This window comes from Streptococcus infantis (assembly GCF_047460685.1).
Taxonomy (GTDB): Bacteria; Bacillota; Bacilli; order Lactobacillales; family Streptococcaceae; genus Streptococcus; species Streptococcus infantis_AD.
The window spans coordinates 98,821-121,813 of sequence record NZ_JASHFS010000002.1 but is presented as its reverse complement, the minus strand read 5'-3'; the positions used below and the strand labels follow the sequence as shown (position 1 = coordinate 121,813).

General features: G+C 39.7%; 23 protein-coding genes and 1 tRNA gene. 4 read left to right on the top strand and 20 right to left on the bottom strand.

The window, feature by feature from the left end:
* Positions 1-15: 15 nt before the first annotated feature.
* The 6 genes from vex2 to QM917_RS01450 all read right to left on the bottom strand — a co-directional run bounded on the left by vex2 (position 16) and on the right by QM917_RS01450 (position 5,623).
* Complete coding sequence (gene vex2 / locus QM917_RS01475) at positions 16-663, bottom strand: ABC transporter ATP-binding subunit Vex2 (RefSeq protein ID WP_004252438.1); 648 nt, start codon at positions 661-663, stop codon at positions 16-18.
* Between the two features lie 13 nt (positions 664-676).
* The gene (locus QM917_RS01470) at positions 677-1,954 is read right to left on the bottom strand and encodes an ABC transporter permease (protein ID WP_414284481.1); all 1,278 of its coding nucleotides are present in this window, start codon (positions 1,952-1,954) and stop codon (positions 677-679) included.
* A 290-nt stretch (positions 1,955-2,244) separates the two neighbouring features.
* Positions 2,245-2,330: transfer RNA gene (locus QM917_RS01465), tRNA-Leu, on the bottom strand.
* A gap of 80 nt (positions 2,331-2,410) precedes the next feature.
* Positions 2,411-2,986, bottom strand: a complete 576-nt coding sequence (locus QM917_RS01460) for a cysteine hydrolase family protein (protein WP_414284479.1) — start codon at positions 2,984-2,986, stop codon at positions 2,411-2,413.
* Positions 2,986-3,774, bottom strand: a complete 789-nt coding sequence (gene codY / locus QM917_RS01455) for a GTP-sensing pleiotropic transcriptional regulator CodY (protein ID WP_311523248.1) — start codon at positions 3,772-3,774, stop codon at positions 2,986-2,988. Before codY ends, QM917_RS01460 begins: the two co-directional genes overlap by 1 nt.
* A 271-nt stretch (positions 3,775-4,045) precedes the next feature.
* Positions 4,046-5,623: a DEAD/DEAH box helicase gene (locus tag QM917_RS01450; RefSeq protein ID WP_414284477.1), complete on the bottom strand. Its 1,578-nt coding sequence runs from the start codon at positions 5,621-5,623 to the stop codon at positions 4,046-4,048.
* Positions 5,624-5,990: 367 nt separating this feature from the next.
* On the opposite strand from QM917_RS01450, the gene QM917_RS01445 reads away from it, so the two are divergent.
* The 4 genes from QM917_RS01445 (at position 5,991) to QM917_RS01430 (ending at position 10,728) form a co-directional block, all read left to right on the top strand.
* The gene (locus QM917_RS01445; RefSeq protein ID WP_414284476.1) at positions 5,991-7,307 is read left to right on the top strand and encodes an FAD-containing oxidoreductase; all 1,317 of its coding nucleotides are present in this window, start codon (positions 5,991-5,993) and stop codon (positions 7,305-7,307) included.
* 98 nt (positions 7,308-7,405) lie between these two features.
* A complete protein-coding gene (gene murT / locus QM917_RS01440; protein WP_414284474.1) occupies positions 7,406-8,749 on the top strand; it encodes a lipid II isoglutaminyl synthase subunit MurT in 1,344 nt (447 codons plus the stop codon).
* Positions 8,749-9,531, top strand: coding sequence for a lipid II isoglutaminyl synthase subunit GatD (gene gatD, locus QM917_RS01435; RefSeq protein WP_414284473.1), 783 nt, complete (start codon positions 8,749-8,751; stop codon positions 9,529-9,531). Before murT ends, gatD begins: the two co-directional genes overlap by 1 nt.
* Positions 9,532-9,645: 114 nt before the next feature.
* Positions 9,646-10,728 carry a M24 family metallopeptidase gene (locus QM917_RS01430; RefSeq protein ID WP_247921708.1) on the top strand — a complete coding sequence of 361 codons (1,083 nt, stop codon included), beginning with the start codon at positions 9,646-9,648 and terminating at the stop codon, positions 10,726-10,728.
* A gap of 46 nt (positions 10,729-10,774) precedes the next feature.
* Here the strand turns inward: QM917_RS01430 and QM917_RS01425 are convergent, their stop codons facing one another.
* The 14 genes from QM917_RS01425 to QM917_RS01360 all read right to left on the bottom strand — a co-directional run bounded on the left by QM917_RS01425 (position 10,775) and on the right by QM917_RS01360 (position 22,953).
* Complete coding sequence (locus tag QM917_RS01425; RefSeq protein WP_414284471.1) at positions 10,775-11,317, bottom strand: GNAT family N-acetyltransferase; 543 nt, start codon at positions 11,315-11,317, stop codon at positions 10,775-10,777.
* A gap of 107 nt (positions 11,318-11,424) precedes the next feature.
* Positions 11,425-12,249 carry an ammonia-dependent NAD(+) synthetase gene (gene nadE / locus QM917_RS01420; protein WP_414284469.1) on the bottom strand — a complete coding sequence of 275 codons (825 nt, stop codon included), beginning with the start codon at positions 12,247-12,249 and terminating at the stop codon, positions 11,425-11,427.
* Positions 12,246-13,706 carry a nicotinate phosphoribosyltransferase gene (locus QM917_RS01415; protein ID WP_414284467.1) on the bottom strand — a complete coding sequence of 487 codons (1,461 nt, stop codon included), beginning with the start codon at positions 13,704-13,706 and terminating at the stop codon, positions 12,246-12,248. The genes nadE and QM917_RS01415 overlap by 4 nt, the downstream gene beginning before the upstream one ends.
* A gap of 107 nt (positions 13,707-13,813) precedes the next feature.
* Positions 13,814-14,305, bottom strand: coding sequence for a DUF6773 family protein (locus QM917_RS01410; protein WP_414284465.1), 492 nt, complete (start codon positions 14,303-14,305; stop codon positions 13,814-13,816).
* Positions 14,295-14,504 (bottom strand): helix-turn-helix transcriptional regulator, encoded by a 210-nt coding sequence (locus QM917_RS01405; RefSeq protein ID WP_001107501.1) that lies wholly within the window; start codon positions 14,502-14,504, stop codon positions 14,295-14,297. Before QM917_RS01405 ends, QM917_RS01410 begins: the two co-directional genes overlap by 11 nt.
* Before the next feature lie 147 nt (positions 14,505-14,651).
* Positions 14,652-15,248: an HAD family hydrolase gene (locus QM917_RS01400; RefSeq protein WP_414284463.1), complete on the bottom strand. Its 597-nt coding sequence runs from the start codon at positions 15,246-15,248 to the stop codon at positions 14,652-14,654.
* Between the two features lie 51 nt (positions 15,249-15,299).
* Positions 15,300-15,710 carry a GNAT family N-acetyltransferase gene (locus QM917_RS01395; protein WP_414284461.1) on the bottom strand — a complete coding sequence of 137 codons (411 nt, stop codon included), beginning with the start codon at positions 15,708-15,710 and terminating at the stop codon, positions 15,300-15,302.
* Positions 15,711-15,810: 100 nt separating this feature from the next.
* Positions 15,811-17,184, bottom strand: coding sequence for an amino acid permease (locus QM917_RS01390; RefSeq protein WP_414284459.1), 1,374 nt, complete (start codon positions 17,182-17,184; stop codon positions 15,811-15,813).
* Positions 17,185-17,266: 82 nt separating this feature from the next.
* Positions 17,267-17,749: a transcription elongation factor GreA gene (gene greA, locus QM917_RS01385; protein WP_000818756.1), complete on the bottom strand. Its 483-nt coding sequence runs from the start codon at positions 17,747-17,749 to the stop codon at positions 17,267-17,269.
* Between the two features lie 353 nt (positions 17,750-18,102).
* The gene (mltG, locus tag QM917_RS01380; RefSeq protein ID WP_414284510.1) at positions 18,103-19,920 is read right to left on the bottom strand and encodes an endolytic transglycosylase MltG; all 1,818 of its coding nucleotides are present in this window, start codon (positions 19,918-19,920) and stop codon (positions 18,103-18,105) included.
* 75 nt (positions 19,921-19,995) lie between these two features.
* Complete coding sequence (locus QM917_RS01375) at positions 19,996-20,490, bottom strand: GNAT family N-acetyltransferase (protein ID WP_414284458.1); 495 nt, start codon at positions 20,488-20,490, stop codon at positions 19,996-19,998.
* Positions 20,487-21,002, bottom strand: coding sequence for a GNAT family N-acetyltransferase (locus QM917_RS01370; RefSeq protein ID WP_414284456.1), 516 nt, complete (start codon positions 21,000-21,002; stop codon positions 20,487-20,489). Before QM917_RS01370 ends, QM917_RS01375 begins: the two co-directional genes overlap by 4 nt.
* 8 nt (positions 21,003-21,010) lie before the next feature.
* Positions 21,011-22,345: a UDP-N-acetylmuramate--L-alanine ligase gene (gene murC, locus QM917_RS01365; RefSeq protein WP_414284454.1), complete on the bottom strand. Its 1,335-nt coding sequence runs from the start codon at positions 22,343-22,345 to the stop codon at positions 21,011-21,013.
* A gap of 11 nt (positions 22,346-22,356) precedes the next feature.
* Complete coding sequence (locus QM917_RS01360) at positions 22,357-22,953, bottom strand: hypothetical protein (protein ID WP_049528575.1); 597 nt, start codon at positions 22,951-22,953, stop codon at positions 22,357-22,359.
* Positions 22,954-22,993: the final 40 nt, after the last annotated feature.

Sequence of the window (22,993 nt, the reverse complement as noted above, 5' to 3'; positions counted from 1 at the left end):
ATATGTTTAAAAGTTTTAGTTACTATTTTTTCTTGTTTCAGTCAGTTTCTTATCCTTCAATTCAAGTGTAATATCTGACGCCTGTGCTACTTCCTTGCTGTGGGTCACAACGATCACACACTTGCCTGTTTTCTCAGCGAGAGATTTGAGCAGGTCAATAATATCTCCAGCTGTCTTAGGATCCAAGTTTCCTGTTGGTTCATCTGCTAGAATCACTGGTGCTTCCGATACAAGGCTACGAGCAATGGCAACACGTTGTTGCTGCCCACCTGATAATTGGAGAACATTCCGCTTGATTTGACTTTCATCTAAACCAAGTTCAAGAAGGGTATCCTTGCTAGCTTTTTTATTAACCAAGCGGATATTTTCCAATGGAGAAAGATAATCAATCAGGTTATAGTTTTGGAAAACTAGCGAGATATGGTGCATGCGATGATAAGAATAACCTTGTTCACGAATATCCTTGCCTTCGAATAAGATAGCTCCTTCGACTGGGCTATCAAGTCCTGCTAATAGAGATAAGAGTGTTGACTTCCCAGCTCCTGATTCTCCGATAATACTATAAAACTTGCCTGGTTCAAAATCGTAATTGATTTTATATAATACTGCTTCTGCAGTGTTCTTGTAACGATAAGTAAGATCTTGTAATTGTAGTAAAGTCATGATTTCTCCTTCATTAACTAATAGATGATAAAATTTCCTTAGGTGATTTTCTAAATAAAAAGATAAAACAAAGTGCAACTGATAAACAACTAATCACAAGTAGAAAGACATAAGATTCTCCAAATGAAAGAAGACTGGTTGAAAGATTAGTTGCTTTTGCTAGCGTATCTTGTAGGGCAGCTTGGTCGCCACTTGCTAGTACAGTCTTCAAGAGATAGGAAGTAATAGCATTTCCTGCAAGAAATGCCGGCAGAATAGCTGCCAATGAAACTAGGATAACTTCCAGGCAGAATTGGCTAAAGATTGCTATTTTTCCTTTACCTAGTGCCAATAAGATACCAACCTCGTAGACTCGCTCTCGTAACCAAAGAGATAAGACCAAGACCAGCGCTCCTACCCCTGCAATCATAATACCATAGAGGAAAATCTGTAGGAAGGTTTGGAAGGTCGAAACTGAATCCTTGATTTGTTCAAAGGCCTTATTTTCCTTTTCAACTTGGTAACCTTGGTTTTCCAGAGATAATTTTTCAACCTCTTGAAGGATGCCATCCATATCTTTTGGATTTTCAAGATAGAAACGAGCGGCAGTAACTTGAGCTTCCTTATTTCCAAGAAGAGTTTGGCTACTTTCGAAGTCTGTATAGACCGTGTTTTCACTAAAATCTGAGCTAAGACCAGTGAATTTTTCTTGCTTCTTACCTGAGAAAATACCTACGATTTCATAGTCTAGCCTTTGTCCACTATTTCCTTCAACTTGACTAGGATTTAAGCTAATCTTATCTCCTAGCTTTAGATTGTTTTTCTTGGCTAAATCTTCGTGGATTAAGATTTTTTTACTGTCCCCTTTTTCGAGATGTCTTCCTTCTTTAAGGGTAAAGGCGGAACTTGTAAAAGAAACATCCTTGGAAGAATCTTCTAATGCAATCAAACTGATAAGATTTTTTTCAGCCTCTGTCAAATCATCCCTTTGGATACTTTGTTCTCCAGTAACGACTTCTTTGTCAGTCAACTTAGCTATTGTTTCAAGCTCTGGAGAAATCTCCTCAAGCCCCTGTATTTTTTTAAGGTCATCTAGTTGAGACAGTTGAAAGGTCTGATCTGCTTCTATTCTTTTAATAGAAAAAGATGTATTCAGTGAGCGATAGAGATTATTTTCTACTGTTTTGTTGGACTTCATAAGCGTCAGACAAGCCGATATTCCAGCCAATAAGACAAATAGAATCAAGAATAAAATGAGACTTCTCAGTCGTTTTCTGCTGACGTAAGCCCAAGCTCTTTGAGTGGGATTCATATAGCACCTCCATATTTGTAAAACCATTATAATATCCAAATATGAAATGTTTATGAAATCTCAAAAAAAGAGAGTAGGACAGAAATCGGTAATTCGTTAGAATTCGATTTCGTCGTCCCACCTCCGCACAGTTGAGTAGGGCTGTAAAAGCTGTTGAAATCAGCGTAGTAGAGGCCACTCAACCACTGCGTCTTGCTCGACAATCCAAAGACAATTGAGAGGCTAGGACTTTTGTCCCAGCCTCTTTTTTATAAAAAAATAAAGAGCTAGCTAAGCTAACTCTTTTCCTATGCGGAGAGAGGGACTTGAACCCTCACGACCTAAAGCGGTCACAGGATCCTTAGTCCTGCGCGTCTGCCAATTCCGCCATCCCCGCGTCGATTACTTTACTAGTATATCAACTTTCATAAACTTTGTCAACACTTTTTTCAGATTTTTTCATTTTTTTTGAATACATTATTCTTTGATTTCAACTAGGTTTTCATCAAGGAGTTTCGCTCCTAATGTATTCTTAAAATGTCCAAGTGCAAACTGATGGTTTTCAGACCAAATAGATGCGACTGCTGGCTTGACAACTTCTATCTGATACCCAAGATTATAGGCATCAATAGCCGTATGCAATACACAGATATCTGTAAGAACACCTGTTAAGATGACTGTATCCACGCGACGCTCTCTCAGACGGATATCCAAATCTGTGCCAGAAAAAGCTGAATAGTGACGTTTGTCCATCCAGAAAACACGACTATCCTGGGACTGTTCCTGATAAAATTCAGCTAACTTACCATATAGATTACGCCCGCTAGTCCCAATCAGATTATGAGGGGGAAATAGTTTACTTTCTGGATGAAAGACATCATTTTCCTCATGAGCATCAATGGTAAAGAAAATATAATCTCCACGGTCAAATGCTAATCTAGTTACCTGATTGATTGCTTCTGATATTGCTTGAGCAGGAGCTCCAGCTGTCAATTTTCCATAATCTGCTACAAAATCTTCTGTATAGTCAATCGAAATTAAAGCCTTAGCCATTAATAGTCCCTCTTTTTCACTTCTTCAAAAATATCTGGGATTAAAACTTTTAGATAAGTTCCCTTCATACCCAATGAACGACTTTCAATAATTCCTGCTGATTCGAGTTTTCGAAGGGCATTGACAATCACAGAGCGCGTAATACCGATACGGTCTGCAATGACTGACGCAGTTAATTGTCCTTCATTGCCATTCAATTCACCCAAAATAGCTGATACTGCTCGTAACTCAGAGTAAGAAAGAGTATTGACTGCCATTGTTACGGCTGTACGACGGCGGATATTTTTCTCATCTTCTTCACGTTGGAAGTTCAAAAGCTGAATACCAACCACCGTGCTGGCAATCTCAACAAGGATCAAATCCTCATCTTCGAATTTCTTATCATTACGCCAGATAATCAAAGATCCCAAACGAATCCCAGAAACATGGATTGGAGCAATGGTTGTCAAACCTTCTGAGAAATCTGCACGACTCTCAACTGGAAAGATGCTTAATTCGTGATCTACAGTCAGATTTGCTTCTGTATCGTAAATCATATTTGCACCTTGAATATAGTCCTCAGGAAAAATTTTTGATTGGAAAAATTGCTCTACACGATCTGTATTGGTTTTGTAACGCATAAAATAGCCAAGGAGGCGCCCCTTACTGTTAACAATACAAGCGTTGCAATCAATAATATCCGCTAATTGGCGTGTGATGGCATTATATGGAAGATCATCTTGTAATTTCTCCTCCGAACGCTTTAAGATAGATGTGATTTTTCTCGTTTTTTCTAATAAATGTGCCATTTTTCACCTCGTATTCAATCGCTTCCATTGTATCATAAAATGGCCATTATTTCAATAATTATCTGAAGATTGTTTATTGAATTGCAATTCATGACTGTTCGAAAATTTTTACTAGTTTTTTCTAATTTTCTTATTGACAGGTTCCTAAATTTTTGATAAGATAATATTACAAGATAACAAATATATAAATCTATTTTCTCGTATGAAACTTTTCTTGACTCTCGGTCTCCTTATATATAAAAGCGATCCACCTCAGTGAACCGCTTTTTTATTATTTATCACCCTTGTTACGGATTACAAAACCAGTTTTCTTCTCGCTTGAAGTATTGCGTGGTTTTTTATTATCCTTACGGTAACGTTTTTCCTTCTCAAAGCGGTCGTTTTGGCGACTGCCTTTTTTGAAATCATCTCGACGTTCACCACGACGATTGTCGCGACGGCGATCACGATCTCGACGCTCCTCACCACGACGTCCTCCCTTGCCTTTACCACCGAAGCCATTACCTGATGGTTTAAATGGCAGTGGTTTCTCACGCGCAATTTCAACTTCTGGAAGACTATCTGGATCCTGAACAGTTAAGCTTAGGATGTACATTGCCAATTCTTCTGGGCTGAATTCAGCTGCCAATTTACGGGCATCTTTTGCGAATTTATCAAAGTTACCACGAACAGTCTCATCGGCAAAGTCACGTTCAATTTTCTTCAACGCAACATGCTTTTTAGCTTGGAAGGCTTCTTCTGCTGTCGCTGGTTTCAACCCCTTCATGCGTTTTTTAGTCAAGTTTTCGATGATTTGAAGGTAGCCCATCTCATTTGGTGCGACGAAAGTAATCGATTGACCTGACTTACCAGCACGACCAGTACGACCGATACGGTGAACATAACTCTCAGGATCTTGTGGGATATCATAGTTGTAAACATGAGTTACACCTGAGATATCCAATCCACGTGCTGCAACGTCTGTTGCAACTAAGACATCAAGGTTACCATTTTTAAAATCACGAAGGACACGAAGACGTTTGTTTTGATCCAAATCTCCATGAATACCTTCTGCACGGAAACCACGGATTTTAAGCCCACGAGTTAACTCGTCTACACGACGTTTTGTACGACCAAAAACGATTGACAACTCAGGTTGATCAACATCCATAAGACGAGTCATGGTGTCAAATTTTTCTTGTTCCTTGACCCGGATATAGTACTGGTCTACCAGTTCTGTTGTTAATTCTTTAGCAGCAATCTTCACATGCTCAGGTTCATTCATGAACTGAACACCAATACGTTTGATAGCATCTGGCATAGTTGCTGAAAAGAGCAAAGTTTGACGATTTTCCGGTACACGAGAGATGATGGCTTCGATGTCTTCAAGGAATCCCATGTTGAGCATCTCATCTGCTTCGTCAAGGATGAGAGTTTCAATGTCCTGCAATTTCAAAGCCTTTCGTTTAATCAGGTCAAGAAGTCTTCCTGGTGTCCCTACCACGATATGAGCCCCTGATTTAAGAGCCTTGATTTGTTTTTCAATACTTGAACCACCATAGACTGAACGAACTTTGACTCCCTTGCTTCGACCAAAGCGGAAAAGCTCTTCTTGGCTTTGAACAGCCAGTTCACGAGTTGGGGCAATTACCAAAGCTTGAATGGTTTCTTCTTCTGTACGAATCTTTTCAAGGGTTGGCAAGCCAAAGGCAGCAGTTTTTCCTGTACCAGTTTGGGCTTGTCCGATAACATCTTTTCCTTCAAGAGCCAAAGGAATGGTTTGCTCTTGGATAGGACTTGCTTCTACAAATCCTGCTTTTTCAATTTCTGCCAATAAATCAGCAGAAAGATTAAATTCATTAAATTTCACGTTATTCTTCTTTCTAAAGATGGTGCGAAGCCATCCTATAGCGCTTAGTTTATACTTTTCTTGTCATGACGTACTTTCATATCTTTTATGAAAGACCGTGTTGCTTCTTTTCCACTAAAGAAAAGTACTGCTTTTTTGCAACTTATCTAGTATAACACAAGAGAGGGTTAAAAGATAGTCAGACCCTCTGATTAAATCATGTAAACGATTTTTTAGCTTAAGTATTCGTAATATCTTCAATTTGATTAATCAATAATATTCATAAATGACTTGCTCTCAAGGCGGAAGTCTCTTTAATTTTCCGTAGCAGAATTGTGAAAAAAATTTTTTCTTGTGCTAGAATAAAATCAAACAGGAGGATTTAAAAATGTTAACATACGATTTAATTGTCATTGGATTTGGTAAGGCAGGTAAAACTCTTGCTGCCAAACTAGCTTCAGCTGGTAAAAAAGTTGCCCTCGTTGAACGTAGCAAAGCGATGTACGGTGGAACTTGTATCAATATCGGTTGTATTCCAACTAAAACCTTGTTAGTTGCTGCAGAAAAGGACTTGTCATTTGACGAGGTTATGGCAATAAAAAATACGGTTACGAGTCGCCTCAATGGTAAAAACTATGCTACTATTGCTGGTACAGGCGTTGATATCATTGATGCCGAAGCCCACTTTGTTTCAAACAAGGTTATCGAAATTCAAGCAGGTGACGAAAAACAAGAATTAACTGCTGAAACAATTGTCATCAACACTGGTGCTGTGTCAAATGTATTGCCAATCCCAGGTCTTGCTACAAGCAAGAATGTCTTTGATTCAACAGGTATCCAAAACTTGGAACAATTGCCTGAAAAACTTGGAATTCTTGGTGGTGGAAACATTGGTCTTGAATTTGCTGGTCTTTACAACAAACTCGGAAGCAAGGTAACAGTCTTGGATGCTCTAGATACTTTCCTACCTCGTGCAGAACCTTCCATCGCAGCTCTTGCTAAACAATACATGGAAGAAGACGGCATTGAACTCCTTCAAAATATCCATACTACTGAAATCAAAAATGATGGCGACCAAGTCCTTGTCGTAACTGAAAACGAAACCTACCGTTTTGATGCCCTCCTCTACGCAACTGGACGTAAACCAAACGTAGAGCCACTTCAACTGGAAAATACAGATATTGAACTAACTGAACGTGGGGCTATCAAGGTAGACAAACATTGTCAAACAAATGTTCCTGGTGTCTTTGCGGTTGGAGATGTCAACGGCGGCCTTCAATTCACTTACATTTCACTTGATGACTTCCGTGTTGTCTACAGCTACCTTGCTGGTGATGGCAGCTACACACTTGAAGACCGTCTCAATGTGCCAAACACCATGTTTATCACACCTGCACTTTCACAAGTTGGTTTGACTGAAAGCCAAGCAGCTGATTTGAAACTTCCATACGCTGTTAAGGAAATCCCTGTTGCTGCTATGCCTCGTGGTCATGTAAATGGTGACCTTCGTGGAGCCTTCAAAGCTGTTGTCAATACTGAAACCAAAGAAATTCTTGGAGCAAGCATCTTCTCAGAAGGTTCTCAAGAAATCATCAACATCATTACTGTTGCAATGGACAACAATATCCCATACACTTACTTCACAAAACAAATCTTCACTCACCCAACCTTGGCTGAGAACTTGAATGACTTGTTTGCGATTTAAGTTGAAACTTAATCGTATCTAACAGCCCTCCTTGGGCTGTTTTTCTTTTTCTAAAATCTCAAATCTATCTTTTCAAGCTTTTATGATATAATAGAAACATGAAATTAGAAACTACTTTTGGGCTCCTTGCTGGACGTTCTTCTTACTTTATTTTGAGTCGTCTTGGACGTGGAAGTACGCTCCCTGGAAAACTTGCCCTTCAATTTGATAAAGATATTTTACAACATTTAGCGAAGAACTACGAGATTATCGTAGTTACTGGTACCAATGGAAAAACCTTGACAACCGCCCTCACTGTCGGTATTTTAAACGAAGTCTATGGTCAAGTTCTGACCAATCCTAGTGGTGCCAACATGATCACAGGGATTACAACTACCTTCTTGACTGCAAAATCTTCAAAAACTGGAAAAAATATTGCAGTTTTAGAAATCGACGAGGCCAGTCTTTCCCGTATCTGTGACTACATCAAGCCAAGTCTCTTCGTCATCACCAATATCTTCCGCGATCAAATGGACCGCTACGGTGAGATTTATACAACCTATAACATGATTTTGGATGCTATTCGAAAAGTTCCTACTGCTACTGTTCTGCTGAACGGTGATAGTCCACTTTTCTATAAACCTGCAATTCCAAATCCTGTTCAATATTTTGGTTTTGATTTGGAAAAAGGACCAGCACAACTGGCTCACTACAATACCGAAGGTATCCTCTGCCCTGAATGTCATAGCATTCTTAAGTACGAGCTCAATACCTATGCCAACTTGGGTGCCTACATCTGTGAAAATTGTGGATGCAAACGTCCTGAGCTGGATTATCGTCTGACTGAACTGGTTGAATTGACCAACAATCGCTCTCGTTTTGTTATCGACGGCCAGGAATACGGTATCCAAATCGGTGGTCTCTACAACATCTACAATGCTCTGGCTGCAGTTGCTATCGCCCGTTACCTAGGCGCTGATTCTCAACTGATTAAACAAGGATTTGACAAGAGTCGTGCAGTATTCGGTCGCCAAGAAACCTTCCAGATTGGTGACAAGGAATGCACACTGGTTCTTATTAAAAATCCTGTTGGTGCTACCCAGGCCATCGAAATGATCAAACTAGCTCCTTACCCATTTAGTCTATCTGTTCTCCTCAATGCCAACTATGCGGATGGGATTGATACCAGCTGGATTTGGGATGCTGATTTTGAACAAATTACTGACATGGATATTCCAGAAATCAACGCTGGTGGAGTTCGTCATTCTGAAATTGCTCGTCGTCTACGTGTTACTGGCTACCCAGCTGACAAGATCACTGAAACAAGCAGTCTGGAGCAAGTTCTCAAAACGATCGAAGCTCAAAACTGCAAGCATGCCTATATCCTTGCGACATACACTGCTATGCTGGAATTCCGAGAATTACTAGCAAATCGTCAGCTTGTTAGAAAGGAGATGAACTAATGGTTTATACTTCACTTTCCTCAAAAGACGGCAATTATCCTTACCAACTAAATATCGCCCACCTCTATGGCAACCTCATGAACACCTACGGAGATAATGGGAATATCCTCATGCTCAAGTACGTAGCTGAAAAGCTTGGGGCCCATGTGACAGTTGACATCGTTTCACTTCATGATAGCTTTGATGAAAATCACTACGACATCGCCTTTTTCGGCGGTGGCCAAGACTTTGAACAAAGTATCATTGCTGGTGATTTGCCTGCTAAAAAAGAAAGTATCGACAACTTTATCCAAAATGATGGTGTCGTCCTAGCTATCTGTGGTGGCTTCCAGCTATTAGGCCAATACTATATTGAAGCTTCTGGAAGACGCATCGAAGGTCTAGGTGTCATGGGACATTACACACTCAACCAAACCAATAACCGATTCATTGGTGACATTAAAATTCATAACGAAGAATTCGATGAAACCTACTATGGTTTTGAAAACCACCAAGGCCGCACCTTCCTCTCAGATGACCAAAAACCGCTTGGCCAAGTTGTTTATGGAAATGGAAACAATGAAGAGAAGGTCGGTGAAGGTGTTCACTATAAAAATGTCTTTGGTTCCTACTTCCACGGACCTATCCTCTCCCGAAATGCCAATCTCGCTTATCGCCTAGTAACTCTTGCCCTCAAAAAGAAATACGGTCAGGATCTTGTCCTTCCAGCTTACGAAGACATTCTCAGCCAAGAAATTGCTGAAGAATATGGCGATGTTAAGAGCAAAGCAGATTTTAACTAATATTTAGATTCCAACTTGCTTCGGCTGTTGGAATTTTTTTACCTTCATTTCCCCTTCTCCCTTGCATTTTCTCCTAATTTTTGCAAAAATAGAGGGGTAGAAAGAAGGTAGCATATGTCTAAATTACAACAAATCTTAACTTATCTTGAATCAGAAAAGCTAGACGTCGCTGTCGTGTCTGACCCCGTCACAATTAATTACCTCACTGGCTTTTACAGTGATCCCCACGAACGCCAGATGTTCCTCTTTGTCCTTGCAGATCAGGAACCGCTTCTCTTCGTTCCAGCACTTGAGGTTGAACGTGCGACTAGCACTGTCTCTTTCCCAGTAGTTGGCTACGTGGACTCTGAAAACCCTTGGAAGAAAATCCAAAACGCCTTGCCACAGCTTGATTTCAAACGTGTAGCAGTTGAGTTTGACAATCTCATCTTGACTAAATATCACGGTTTGAAAACTGTCTTTGAAACTGCTGAATTTGAGAACTTGACTCCATTGATCCAACGCATGCGCTTGATCAAATCAGCAGACGAAGTGCAAAAGATGATGGTTGCAGGTGTTTACGCCGACAAGTCTGTTAAAGTTGGTTTTGACAATATCTCTCTTGATAATACGGAAACTGATATCATTGCGCAAATCGATTTCGCTATGAAACGTGAAGGCTATGAAATGAGCTTTGATACCATGGTCTTGACTGGTGATAATGCTGCGAATCCACATGGTATTCCTGGAGCTAACAAGGTTGAAAACAATGCCCTTCTCCTCTTTGACCTCGGTGTGATGGTCAATGGTTATGCATCAGATATGACTCGTACAGTCGCTGTTGGTAAACCTGACCAGTTCAAGAAAGATATTTACAACTTGACTCTGGAAGCCCAACAAGCTGCCCTTGACTTTATCAAACCTGGTGTAACAGCTCATGAGGTTGACCGTGCAGCTCGTGAAGTGATCGAAAAAGCTGGCTATGGTGAGTACTTCAATCACCGTCTCGGTCATGGTATCGGTATGGATGTCCACGAATTCCCATCTATCATGGAAGGAAACGACATGGTTATCGAAGAAGGCATGTGCTTCTCTGTTGAACCTGGTATCTATATCCCTGGTAAAGTCGGTGTTCGTATCGAGGACTGCGGTGTTGTTACGAAGGATGGCTTCGACCTCTTTACAAGTACCAGCAAAGACTTGCTTTATTTTGATTAAAAAGTATATTACAAAAAATAAGATGGAAAAGTTATTCTTTTCCATCTTATTTTTTGATTTGATAATAAATTTTATCGGCTATATAACCTTTTCGTTCAACTGCATTTGGAATCGTCTTCCAAAAAGTCATACCCGCCTTTTCCATCACACGACCAGAGGCGGGATTTAAACTTGCATAGCAAGCATCAACCTCTTCAAATCCAATCTCATCTAGACAGTATGATAAAACTGCCTTCAAGGCTTCTGTCATGAGTCCTCGTCCCCAGTAGTCCATCCCTAAGATATATCCGACTTCACAGCTAGAGTTTTCTTCATCCACACTGACCAGACTAATATCTCCAATGACATATTCTGGATTTTCTTTGAGACTAATGGCCCATTTGTAGTAATTTGGATTGTCATAGGATGCTACCCAAGTTCTTATTGAGTTCTTTGTAAAATCAACATTTGGATGAGGATCCCAAGTAACATAGGTTAGATTATCTAGACTAGAAGCCCAATTTTCAAACATGGCTTGAGCATCAGTTTCCACAAATCTCCTCAATATCAAACGTTCTGTCTCTATAGTTTGTGTACCTAGTGCTTTCATAATCGTAGCTCACTTTCTAATTTCAAGGTAAGAAGGTAAAAAGGTCCCCCGGACCTGCCTCGTTCTCCTGTTTCAAGACTCGGGGTAAAAACCTCCACTGGAGATTTTTACTCCCAAAACGTATCAAATACAGTGATTGGGAGGTGGCGTTTGTGTTGGCCTTTGTACCACCATTTTTCAATGGTTGCTTGCGCTTCTGGGCTGACCTGTTTACCTTCCAAGTAATCATCAATTTCATTGTAAGTGAGTCCCAAGGCTACTTCGTCTGCAATGCCTGGTTTTTCTTCTTCCAAATCTGCCGTTGGAACTTTTTCATAGAGGGCTGGATCAGCTCCAAGCTCTTTCAAAAGTTGTTTTCCTTGGCGTTTATTGAGGCGATAAAGTGGGAGAATATCTGCACCACCATCACCAAACTTGGTAAAGAAACCTGTGATATTTTCCGCAGCATGGTCTGTCCCGATAACAGCTCCGCTATGAGCACCTGCAAGGGCATATTGGGCAATCATACGACTACGAGCCTTGATATTTCCCTTGTTGAAATCGGAAACCGCACTTCCTGTTGCTTCAACAGCTGCGGCCATAGCATCAGCAGATTCCTTGATATTCACTACCAGGCTCACATCTGGCTGGATAAAAGCTAGGGCTTTTTGAGCATCTGCTTCATCAGCTTGCACTCCATAAGGCAAACGAACTGCGATAAATTTATAACTATCATCACCTGTTTCTGCTCGCATTTCTTCCATAGCTAGTTGGGCAAGACGTCCTGCTAAGGTCGAGTCTTGGCCTCCAGAAATACCCAATACAAACGTTTTTAAGAAGGGATGCTTCTTTAAATATCGTTTTAAAAAGTCAATCGAACGACGGATTTCTTCTTGGGCATCAATGACTGGTTTTACACCTAGTTGCTGGATAATGGTTTCTTGCAAACTCATTCTTCTTCTCCTTCGCCTAAGGCTTCCTTACGCATCTTATCAATCAAGTCCATCTTGTCTTGCCATACATCACGAGCCAAGTCCACAGGATAATGTTGTGGGTTGAGTACACGTTTGTATTCATCCCAAAGCTTATCAAATTCCTTACGAGCATAGGCTTGAATTTCAGGCAGACTTGGTAAATCATAAACTAGCTTACCTTCCTTGAAAATGTCTACCAAGAGAGGAACAGCATCAAAATTACGGACAGTTTTCTTGATGTAAGTATAGGTTGGATGGAACATCTTGATTTCAGTCATGCTAGCAACATCGACACCATCATAGGTAATGTAGTCACCTTCAGACTTGCCTTTTTCACGACTAGTGATGCGCCAAACTTGTTTCTTACCTGGTGTTGAAACTTTCTCTGCATTATTTGAAAGTTTAATGGTATTGCGCATATGACCATTCTCGTCTTCAATAGCAACAACCTTGTAAACTGCTCCAAGTGCTGGTTGGTCATAAGCAGTGATGAGTTTAGTACCTACACCCCAGACGTCAATCTTAGCTTTTTGCATCTTGAGGTTAAGGATGGTATTTTCATCAAGATCATTGGATGCATAGATCTTAGCATCCGTAAATCCTGCTTCATCCAGTTGTTGACGAACTTTTTTAGAAATATAGGCAATATCTCCAGAGTCAATGCGGACACCAAGGAAATTAATCTTGTCACCAAGTTCACGCGCAACCTGAATCGCTGCTGGAACACCGATGCGAAGAGTATCGTAGGTATCTACTAGAAAGACACAATTTTTGTGTGTTGAGGCATAAGCCTTGAAAGCCTGATAGTCATTTCCATAAACTTGAACTAAAGCATGGGCATGAGTCCCTAAAACTGGGATTCCAAAGAGCTTACCTGCGCGTACATTACTAGTTCCATTGGCACCACCAATGACAGCCGCACGAGTCCCCCAGATAGCTGCATCCATTTCTTGCGCACGACGTGTACCAAACTCCATCAAAGGCTCATCTTCAATGACTGAACGAATACGAGCAGCCTTAGTCGCAATCAAGGTTTGAAAATTAACGATATTCAAAAGAGCTGTTTCAACCAATTGACACTGCGCCAAAGGTCCCTCCACTTGAACGATCGGTTCATTGGCAAATACCAAGTCCCCTTCTTGAGCAGAACGTACAGTCAATTCCATCTTGAGATTACGGAGATATTCCAAGAAAGCACCATGATAACCAAGTGATTCTAAATAAGCAATATCACTATCAGAAAAGCGCAGGTTTTCTAGGTAGTTCACAATTCGTTCCAAACCTGCAAAAACAGCATAACCGTTTTTAAAAGGCTGTTGGCGGAAATAAACTTCAAAAACTGCTTTCTTGTTATGAATGCCTTGGTCGAAGTAAACTTGCATCATGTTAATTTGATACAAATCAGTGTGCAAAGTTAAACTATCATCTGGGTACATATACTGTCCTTCTTCCCTATTTGTAAAAAGATGAAAATGTTTCTTCTTTTCTCATAAATTAGTACTATTATAACACATTTTCTCGATATTGATAAAAAGCTAACAAGCTATTCCATGCTCTCGAGCTTATCCATATCTTTTTCATACTTCTTCTGAGCCCATTCACCATAACTTTTTAATCCAAAGTTTCCAAGAAAGACACAAGGAAGATAAAGTAGATAGGTAATGATCCAAGCAGACAAGTATTTAACGTTCAGAGGATTGTGCTGGTAAATCTCAATATTGAACTGGTAGTTCTGGAGCATCAAGATGGCTGTAATTGCAAGAGTCACTAATAAGCATCCCAAAATCGTAAAATGAAAACGACTATAGTAGGTCACACCGAGATTTCGAGCACGGTTGAAAAAATAAAAAGTCCCAATAATGATAATGATGAGCATCATACTCGGATTAAAAAGACTTGGTGCTAACACTGATATGAAATAAGCTAGAAACAACAATCCGATAGAAATATGAAAACTCTCTGCGCCAGCTTTATGAAGTTGTTGCTCTTCTCTTTCGTCTAGTAATTGATAATAATAATAAAATCTATTTTTCATCTTCTTCCTCCCAAAATAATTGATCTAAAGTTTTACCTAAGCATCTGCAAATAGACTGGCAAAGGGAGAGACTAGGATTATATTTCCCAGCTTCTATCAAGCCGATAGTCTGTCTAGTCACACCTACAGCTTCTGCCAAGTCACCTTGTGTCATATCTAACTCCACTCGAGCTAGTTTTAATTTTAAATTCTTAGCCACTTCTTACCTCCTTTATAATTTTAAAAAGTTACGCTTCTTCTAAGTTCATTATATCATATAATTTACATTATGCAATATATATCTAACATTTTGTGCGATTTTTTTAACAAAAATTCTCTACCAACTAAATGATAGAGAGTTTTCTGCTTATTCAAATTTTTTCAAAATATCTACAACGTCACTTCTCTGTTTGACTTGATAGGCTCTGATTCCTAGACTTTCAGCCATCTTAGTGTTGTCTGCTATATCATCAAGAAAGACACAATTTGCTGGATCCAACTGATATTTACGGAGGATTTCTTCAAACATTTTTCGATCAGGTTTGATAGCCTTGATATCACAGGAAAGAACAAAACCATCTAAAATCTTTTCTAGAGGTGCTAGTTGGTTTTTCAATAATTCATAAAAAACTGGCGATGTATTAGATAAGACAAAAATACGATGACCTTTTTCCTTTAAACGTGCAAGCAGCGGAAAGACTTCCGTGTAAATATCGATATAGGCTGGCCAATTCCAAATGACTTCTTCTACCTTTTTCTTATAGATATCCCCTAATAAGGAAAGAACTCTATTAACCAGTTCTTCCCGAGTCAAGGTCCCCAGGTCCAATCGTTCCCAGAGCCCCGACTGGAAAATAGCCTTGTCTAAAATTAGATAATCTTTCTGAGTTTTAGCTACAGCTTTCAAAATCTTATCCTTGTTCCATTCCAGTAGAACATTACCCATATCTAGTATGATATCCATTAACCCACCTCCATTATGATGTGCCATCCTCTTCAATCGTTCATTTTCCGTTTACAACTCTTTTTGATAATAGTGCCTTTGTCCAGTGTATGGATAATCCTTCAATGTAAAAACTTCCTTATAGTCATACTTCTGATAAAAGGCTGGCGCTTGAAATTGATACGTATTCACAAAAGCGTATCGACAGTTTTTCTTCTTAGCTTCACTTTCTGCTTGTTGCAATAGTTGGGAGCCGATTCCTTGTCCTCTGAATTCCTCTTTCACAAACAAATACTCGATTTCTAACCAATTTCCAAAAGTCTCTGCTACTAAACCAGCCAGGAGTTGACCATGTTCATCTTCGACATAAATATTAAGAGGCTCGCTTTCAGCTGCTTCTCTGTTGGAACGATTATAAGAGCGAATCAAATCCCCTATTTCCTGTACTTTCTGAGACTCTGTATTCTCCAATCGAATGTGCATCAAAACCTCCTCAGAGACACTTACGCCTTGATTATATTCCTATTTTGAAGAACTGTCAAACTTAAAAAAACTCACCAACCTCGGTTGATGAGCAACTTCTTTATTTTTTAAATCTCCACTGACTATAGATTCCAAAGACGACAATCCAGATAGCTGAACCTCTAGCTCCCATTACAGTTGACTCTTGTAAGAAGAGTGTTCCAAATACAAAGATAAAGAAGAGCATTGTTAAAGGATTTAGCAAGCGATATTGAGGCATGAGATAGCCATCCGACATAAAGTCTTTAGACTTACGATATTTGAGATGGGCTACCATGATCAAGATGTAGATGGCGATATAAACACCTGATGAAGAAGCTGTAATCAAAGCAAAGGCATCTGATACGCCTGGAAGGACATTGATGAAGGCTGCAAAACCAATCAATACGGCAGAAGCAATGATAGCATTCTGAGGAACGTTGTGACGTGAGAGTGTATCTGCCTTAATAGCTTTCAAGAAACGATTTGGTGAATCATGGGCAATTTGGTACAAGTGACGACCTGTTGAGTAAAGGGTTGAATTCAAGGCTGATGCAGCTGAAGTCAAAACTACAAAGTTAATTAAAGCTGCCGCCCACTTAAGACCAACAAGTTCAAATACCGTTACAAATGGTGAATCCGCTGCAGAAAGCTCACGCCAAGGAATAATAGACATGATTGCTAAGAGAGCTCCACCGTAGAAAAAGATAATTCGCAAGGGAATTTCCTTAACAGCCTTAGGCAATACTTTTCTTGGATCCTTGGTTTCAGATGTGGTAACACCGATAAATTCAATCATCAAGTAAGCAAAGAAAACCATCTGGAAGGCCATGACAAAGTTCATAGCACCATTTGGGAAAAGTGAGAAGTGTTCACTGATATTGGCAAGACTTGCTGAACCATATGGAGTTTCAAAGCCAGTCAAAACTAGAAAGACACCTGTCGCAATCATAGCAAGAATGGCCACGATTTTGATCATAGCAAACCAAAATTCTACTTCACCAAAGATTTTAACGGCAATCAAATTCACCAATCCGAGTATTGTCAGAAATACAACCTGAATCAACCAAGATGGCCAGGATGGAAACCAAAACTGAACATAGTGAGCAATAGCTGTAATCTCAGCCATACCGATAAAGACTACTGAGAGCCAGTAAGACCAGACCGAGAAGTAACCCCAACCCTGACCTAGATAACGGGTAATAAAGTTGATAAAGGTATGTTGCTCCGGATCTTGGTACAACATTTCCCCGATAGCACGCATCATAAGATACATAAAACCACCCGTAATCATATAGACCAAGACGATTGACGGACCTGTCAAACTAATTGAACGTCCAGCTCCTAGAAATAGTCCCGTTCCAATCGTTCCTGCAATCGCCATAACCTGAACATGGCGATTGGTTAACCCACGTTCCATTTTATTTTTCTTTTTGTGCTTATTTTCTGAATTCATATAGTCTCCTCTAGTTTTTAGAATGAAGAAAAGGAGTGATAGGAAGCGCTTTCCCTATATCTACTCCTTCTTTTCATTCCTATTAAACTGTTTTTTCCACTTTTAAGATTTTAACATCATAGCTTCCTACAGGTGTTTCAATCGTAGCAGTATCACCTGTTTTCTTACCAATCAAGGCTTGCCCAATTGGGCTTTCATTTGATACTTTACCTGCAAAGGCATCTGCACCCGCTGATCCCACGATGATATATACTTCTTCGTCGTCTTCACCAATTTCTTGGATAGTTACTGTTTTCCCGATAGCAACTTCATCTTGAGCAACCGCATCGCTATTGACAATCTCAGCATAACGGATTTTTGTTTCCAAGCTAGAGATTTGTCCTTCAACGAAGGCTTGCTCGTCCTTAGCTGCTTCATACTCACTATTTTCTGACAAGTCACCGTATGAACGCGCAATCTTGATGCGTTCTACAACTTCTGGACGACGAACTAGTTTCAACTCTTCTAATTCTTTTTCGAGTTTTTCCTTTTCTTCAAGGGTCATCGGATATGTTTTTTCTGCCATTTTTCTCAACTTTCTTTTGATTAAATTTATATTTCTTTAGGTAGTAAAGCAAAATTATGTGGTAAACCACATAATTTTACAATGAAGACAAAGCCTTTTTAAAGCTTTCCTTAAATGATTTTAGTCAGTATCGACCTTTTAAAATCTGTGCCTAAACCGAATGATTCTATCACTTCTAGACTCAGGTTCAAATAAGAGGTAAGTTTTTACTTTCGTAATTTCCGAACGCCTAAAACTTGTGAATTTCAGGCGTTTCTAATCATAGCGGAAAGACTGGTGTGACTTGCCATTCCCGTAAAAAGAGAGTTTCTCTTCTACACTCAGGGATTTAATCGCAAATCTTGTTCTAAGAGTTAGTTTGAGCTACTTGATTGTGTCAATTTACTGTTAACATGCTCTGCAACGTTTCGATCATGTTCTTCTCGTGTCGTTGCAAAGTAAACCTTACCATCTTGTACGTTGGCTACAAAGTAGAGATTGTCACTCTTAGTTTGATTGATACTTGCTTCAATTGCATCCAGACTTGGACTGTCTACTGGGCCAGGCATTAAGCCAAGGTTTGTATAAACATTATAAGGTGAATTAATTGTTGTATCAATTGCTGCATCATCCGCCAAGCTAATATTTTGTCCTAGCTTACCTTCTGCATAGAGAATAGCAATATTACTTTGGAGCGGCATGCCAAGGTTCAAACGATTATAGAAAACTCCAGCCATCAGTTTGCGATCGTCAGTTTTCAATCCTTCTTTTTCCACAAGTGATGCGATGGTGAGGAGTTCATTCACTGTCAAGTTCTTTTCCTTGATTGCAGTGTAATGTGCTGACAAGTTTTTGTCCATAGTTGCCACCATTTCATCAATCAAGCTTTCAATAGTTGTGCTTTCTTTAATAGCATAAGTTGCTGGGAATAGGTACCCTTCTAAACGATAACGAACACCACTTTCTTTAGTTGGTAGACTTCCGAGAAGGGTTGGGTACTTAGCAACTAATTGAGAGATGAAGGTTTCATCTTGCACTTTTGCCAAGAAGGCATCAGCCGTCAAAGGTTCTTTAAACTCTCCTTGAAGCTGACCAACTGTCTGTGCAATTTGATCAAGGGTATAACCTTCAGGGATTGTAAGATTTGCAAGTGCAACTTCTTGAGGTTGAGGCGTTCCACCCTTTTGCAATTCTTTGATGATATCATCTGTACTCATGCTCTTTTGCAAATTATAGTAACCAGATTTCAAATCATTGTAGTCTTTATACTTAGCATAAAGGCTAAAGATAAAACCGTGTTTTATCAATTCAGATTTTTCTAAGGTATCACCAATTTGCTGAAGATTGGCCCCTTCTGGAATCTGAACCGTAACATACTGTTTTGAATTAGCATCAACCGGTTGGAGTGCAGATTCGACATAACGGTAACCAAAGAATCCACCCACACCTAGTAAAATCAATAAAACAAATACTGTTACGAAAAATCCTTTCAAGCGTGATTTTTTCTTTTTCTTGATTGGTTTCACTGATTCTTTACGACTTCTTCTAGGAAGCTCCGTTCTAGTTTCAACTGGAGCAACTGGTTCTTGACTTGGAGTTTCTTTTGCAAGAACTGTTGGTTTCAGTTGAGGTTTAATATTCTTTCGAGCAGGACTTGGTTTGGCCTGATTCGTACGATAAGAAACTGGAATCCTTGTCGAATTAGCATTGAACTCTTTCTCTTCTTGAACCGGCTGAGCAGGTACATGAGATTCAACTGGATCTACAGTAGGTACTACTGGTTCTGTAGCTACTGCGGATTCTGTAGGTGTAACTTCTGCTGGAACTACAGCTGGTTCTGCAGGTGTAACTTTTTCTGGAGCCACAGCTGGTTCTGCAGGTGTAACTTTTTCTGGAACTACAGCTGGTTCAATAGGTTCTTCTGATGATAAAGATGGACGTGGTGGAACTGTTGGAGCATTAGCAAATAGTTCATCCACTAGTGAAACTGAATCTTCCATCAAGTCTTCTACAGACGGCTCTTTCACTAATTCATCTGTCTTTGAAAGATTACTGAAATCAGAGAAAAGCTCATCCTTACCACTCTCGGTAGCGTTAACCTCTTCTTCTCTTTTCAATCTTTCTAAGTCTCGTAAAATTTGTTCTTTAAAACTTAACTTTTCTTCTTCTCGAGAATTTTCGCTCAAAGGTATTACCTCCTTGTTGATAATCCATAATATTATATCTCAAAAACTAAAGAAAAGCAACCATAGATGCCTTTCTGATGCCTAATTCGTGTTTTCCCAGACCATATCATACCATTCTTCACCAGCAAAAGTCGACTTGGATTTTCCTTCATTTACAAAACCATGTTTCTCATAATAGCCAATGAGATAGTCATGGCAGGTTAGATTGATTCCCTCACGCTCATGCTCAAAAGCGAGATCTTTTAAAGCGGTCAATAATTTTCGTCCGACACCTAAAGCTTGAGCTTTCTTAGCAATGGATAGACAAGTCACAGAGATATAGCCACCTTTTTGATGGCTATAATCTTTAATGTCTTCTGTAAAGGACTGGTCTTGTAAATATCGATGAGGGACTACTGGTCCCTCAATATAGCCTAGTATTTCGCCCTCTTTTTCAGCTACTAAAAAACTGGTCTTAATTTCCTTCAGATGAGCTTCAAAAACAGGACGAGGAATGGCTTCTTCAATTGAAAAATTTTCTAGTTCAATTTCAAAGATACGATCTAAATCTGTCAATCTAGCTTGTCTAATAATCATAGTTCCTCCTGATAATAGGGATTATGCCATCGCATGAGAAAGGCAACTTCACTGCTCCTTTCTCCATCTACGATCCCTTGTTCCACAAATCCATTCATTTCAAAGTAGGCCAGCAACTCATCCTCACAAAGCAGATAAATACCTGGTCTTTTTTGCTGACGGGTAACTTCCTTCAAAGCTGCTAGCAACAAGGTTCCAAAGCCTTGCCCTTGGTAATCTGGATGAACAGCTAAATCTTCAAGGATGATTGAGTTCTCACTAATGAATTCCTCATCTCCGATCTCAAGCATCCATTGTCTTGAAGAGGGAATAGGAGGTGTCGTCGCAGTGATATAAGCAATCCCTTGATCATCCAGGCTAGCTAAGAGAAACGTACCCGCATGCTTGCGGATACGTTCTTCTATTATTTCTCTATTCAATATTTCTAGGGAGTTTGAAATACTTTCTTGGATCAAGCAAATCTGATTTATATCTGATTGCTGTGCTTCCCTGATTTTAATTGGAAATTCCATGATCTTCCTTACTGAACATTACTTGTCAAATTAGATAAGAGACGTTCGAATGAGTATTCATAAGTTTGGATATCGCCAGCTCCCATGAAAACATAGACAGCATTGTCATGGTCTAGAAGTGGAGAAACATTTTCAACTGTGATTACTTGATTTTTCTTATTAATCTTACTTGCAAGGTCTTCTACTTTGACATCACCATGGTCCACCTCACGAGCTGAACCGTAGATTTGTGCGAGGTAAACTGCATCAGCCTGATTCAAGGCTTGAGCAAAATCATCCAACAAGGCGATGGTACGAGTAAAGGTATGTGGTTGGAAAATTGCCACGATTTCCTTGCTTGGGTATTTTTGACGTGCAGCATCTAGCGTCGCAATGATCTCAGTTGGATGGTGAGCAAAGTCATCAATGATAACTGTATTATTAACAACCTTTTCTGTAAAGCGACGTTTCACTCCACCAAAAGTCTTCAAGTGTTCACGTACTAAATTCAAGTCAAAACCAGCAGTATAAAGCAAACCAATCACTGCTGTAGCATTCATGATATTGTGGCGACCGAAAGTTGGAATGTGGAATTGGCCCAACTCTTGACCACGGAAGTGAACGGTAAAGGTTGAACCTGTTGTAGAACGAAGCAAGTCACTTGCTACAAAGTCATTACCTTCTGCTTCAAAACCGTAATAATAGATTGGGGCATTTGCTGTAATCTTACGCAACTCAGCATCTTCACCGTAAACGAACAAGCCTTTAGTAATTTGTTTGGCATAATCATTGAAGGCGTTGAAGACGTCCTCTAAGCTTGTGAAATAGTCAGGGTGGTCAAAATCAATGTTAGTGATGATAGAGTACTCTGGATGATATGGCATGAAATGGCGCTCATACTCGTCTGATTCAAAGACAAAATACTTGGCATTTTCAGAACCACGACCTGTACCATCTCCGATCAAGTAGCTAGTATCAGTGATGTGTGACAAGACGTGAGAAAGCATCCCAGTTGTTGAAGTCTTACCGTGTGCACCAGCAACTCCCATACTGATAAAGTCACGCATAAAACTACCAAGAAACTCATGATAACGTTTATAGCTGATACCATTTTGGTCCGCGTAAGCAATTTCAACATTGTTATCTGGACGGAAGGCATTACCAGCGATAATCTCTAAGTCACCTTGAAGATTTTTTTCATCAAAAGGTAAAATTGTAATTCCTGCTTGCTCTAGTCCACGTTGTGTAAAGTAGTACTTTTCAACGTCAGAACCTTGAACTTTATGCCCCATTTGGTGCAACATCAAAGCCAAGGCACTCATACCTGATCCCTTGATTCCGATAAAATGATAGGTTTTTGCCATTTTCTTCCCCTCTATTCGCTCATTCTAGTCAAGTTAAGCTCTTGGGCCACTTGACGTTCTTGTTCTTTTTGTTTACTTTTTTTGTTATAAATTTGGCTTTTCTTTAAAAAGTCATAATTGTTTTTCTTGGAATGACTTGTCTCACCATCTGAAATTGGATGTTCCACTTGAGAAACTGTTTCTGCCAAAATATAGTGAGACTGACCTAACTTCTGACTATATTTCGCAAATTCTCCTGGATTTTCCTTTTGAAAAGGTGCTGTCGGTTGATTTGCTGGACGCACATGGCTTGTCTTCGGTTGACGTCTCGTATGACTTACATCCTGAGTCAAATATCGAGCCGATCGCTTCTTTTTCAAATCCGCGCGAGCTTCTTCACGCGCTAATTCAGCATAGGATTTTTCTTTTTTCTCAATCGATTTTACAAGAGGCTTGGCTTCCTCTTGCTTTTTGTCTTCAGTGATTGGAGACCATTCTAAGTAGTTTTTATCTTGGTAATCACCTTTTATATTACTGATGAAATCAGACTCATCGTAGAGATTCATAACTGGCATTTCTGTCAACATGACTTCATCATCTGCCACTATTGGAAATCGTTTTTGTGTCATATTTATTTCCTTTCAATACTCCATTATAGCGTAATGTCTT

What these genes read in the sequence shown, in the direction of transcription:
- vex2 (WP_004252438.1), bottom strand. Translation starts at nt 663, where the DNA reads ATGACTTTACTACAATTACAAGATCTTACTTATCGTTACAAGAACACT.
- QM917_RS01470 (WP_414284481.1), bottom strand. Translation starts at nt 1,954, where the DNA reads ATGAATCCCACTCAAAGAGCTTGGGCTTACGTCAGCAGAAAACGACTG.
- QM917_RS01460 (WP_414284479.1), bottom strand. Translation starts at nt 2,986, where the DNA reads ATGGCTAAGGCTTTAATTTCGATTGACTATACAGAAGATTTTGTAGCA.
- codY (WP_311523248.1), bottom strand. Translation starts at nt 3,774, where the DNA reads ATGGCACATTTATTAGAAAAAACGAGAAAAATCACATCTATCTTAAAG.
- QM917_RS01445 (WP_414284476.1), top strand. Translation starts at nt 5,991, where the DNA reads ATGTTAACATACGATTTAATTGTCATTGGATTTGGTAAGGCAGGTAAA.
- murT (WP_414284474.1), top strand. Translation starts at nt 7,406, where the DNA reads ATGAAATTAGAAACTACTTTTGGGCTCCTTGCTGGACGTTCTTCTTAC.
- gatD (WP_414284473.1), top strand. Translation starts at nt 8,749, where the DNA reads ATGGTTTATACTTCACTTTCCTCAAAAGACGGCAATTATCCTTACCAA.
- QM917_RS01430 (WP_247921708.1), top strand. Translation starts at nt 9,646, where the DNA reads ATGTCTAAATTACAACAAATCTTAACTTATCTTGAATCAGAAAAGCTA.
- QM917_RS01425 (WP_414284471.1), bottom strand. Translation starts at nt 11,317, where the DNA reads ATGAAAGCACTAGGTACACAAACTATAGAGACAGAACGTTTGATATTG.
- nadE (WP_414284469.1), bottom strand. Translation starts at nt 12,249, where the DNA reads ATGAGTTTGCAAGAAACCATTATCCAGCAACTAGGTGTAAAACCAGTC.
- QM917_RS01415 (WP_414284467.1), bottom strand. Translation starts at nt 13,706, where the DNA reads ATGTACCCAGATGATAGTTTAACTTTGCACACTGATTTGTATCAAATT.
- QM917_RS01410 (WP_414284465.1), bottom strand. Translation starts at nt 14,305, where the DNA reads ATGAAAAATAGATTTTATTATTATTATCAATTACTAGACGAAAGAGAA.
- QM917_RS01400 (WP_414284463.1), bottom strand. Translation starts at nt 15,248, where the DNA reads ATGGATATCATACTAGATATGGGTAATGTTCTACTGGAATGGAACAAG.
- QM917_RS01395 (WP_414284461.1), bottom strand. Translation starts at nt 15,710, where the DNA reads ATGCACATTCGATTGGAGAATACAGAGTCTCAGAAAGTACAGGAAATA.
- QM917_RS01390 (WP_414284459.1), bottom strand. Translation starts at nt 17,184, where the DNA reads ATGAATTCAGAAAATAAGCACAAAAAGAAAAATAAAATGGAACGTGGG.
- greA (WP_000818756.1), bottom strand. Translation starts at nt 17,749, where the DNA reads ATGGCAGAAAAAACATATCCGATGACCCTTGAAGAAAAGGAAAAACTC.
- QM917_RS01375 (WP_414284458.1), bottom strand. Translation starts at nt 20,490, where the DNA reads ATGATTATTAGACAAGCTAGATTGACAGATTTAGATCGTATCTTTGAA.
- QM917_RS01370 (WP_414284456.1), bottom strand. Translation starts at nt 21,002, where the DNA reads ATGGAATTTCCAATTAAAATCAGGGAAGCACAGCAATCAGATATAAAT.
- murC (WP_414284454.1), bottom strand. Translation starts at nt 22,345, where the DNA reads ATGGCAAAAACCTATCATTTTATCGGAATCAAGGGATCAGGTATGAGT.
- QM917_RS01360 (WP_049528575.1), bottom strand. Translation starts at nt 22,953, where the DNA reads ATGACACAAAAACGATTTCCAATAGTGGCAGATGATGAAGTCATGTTG.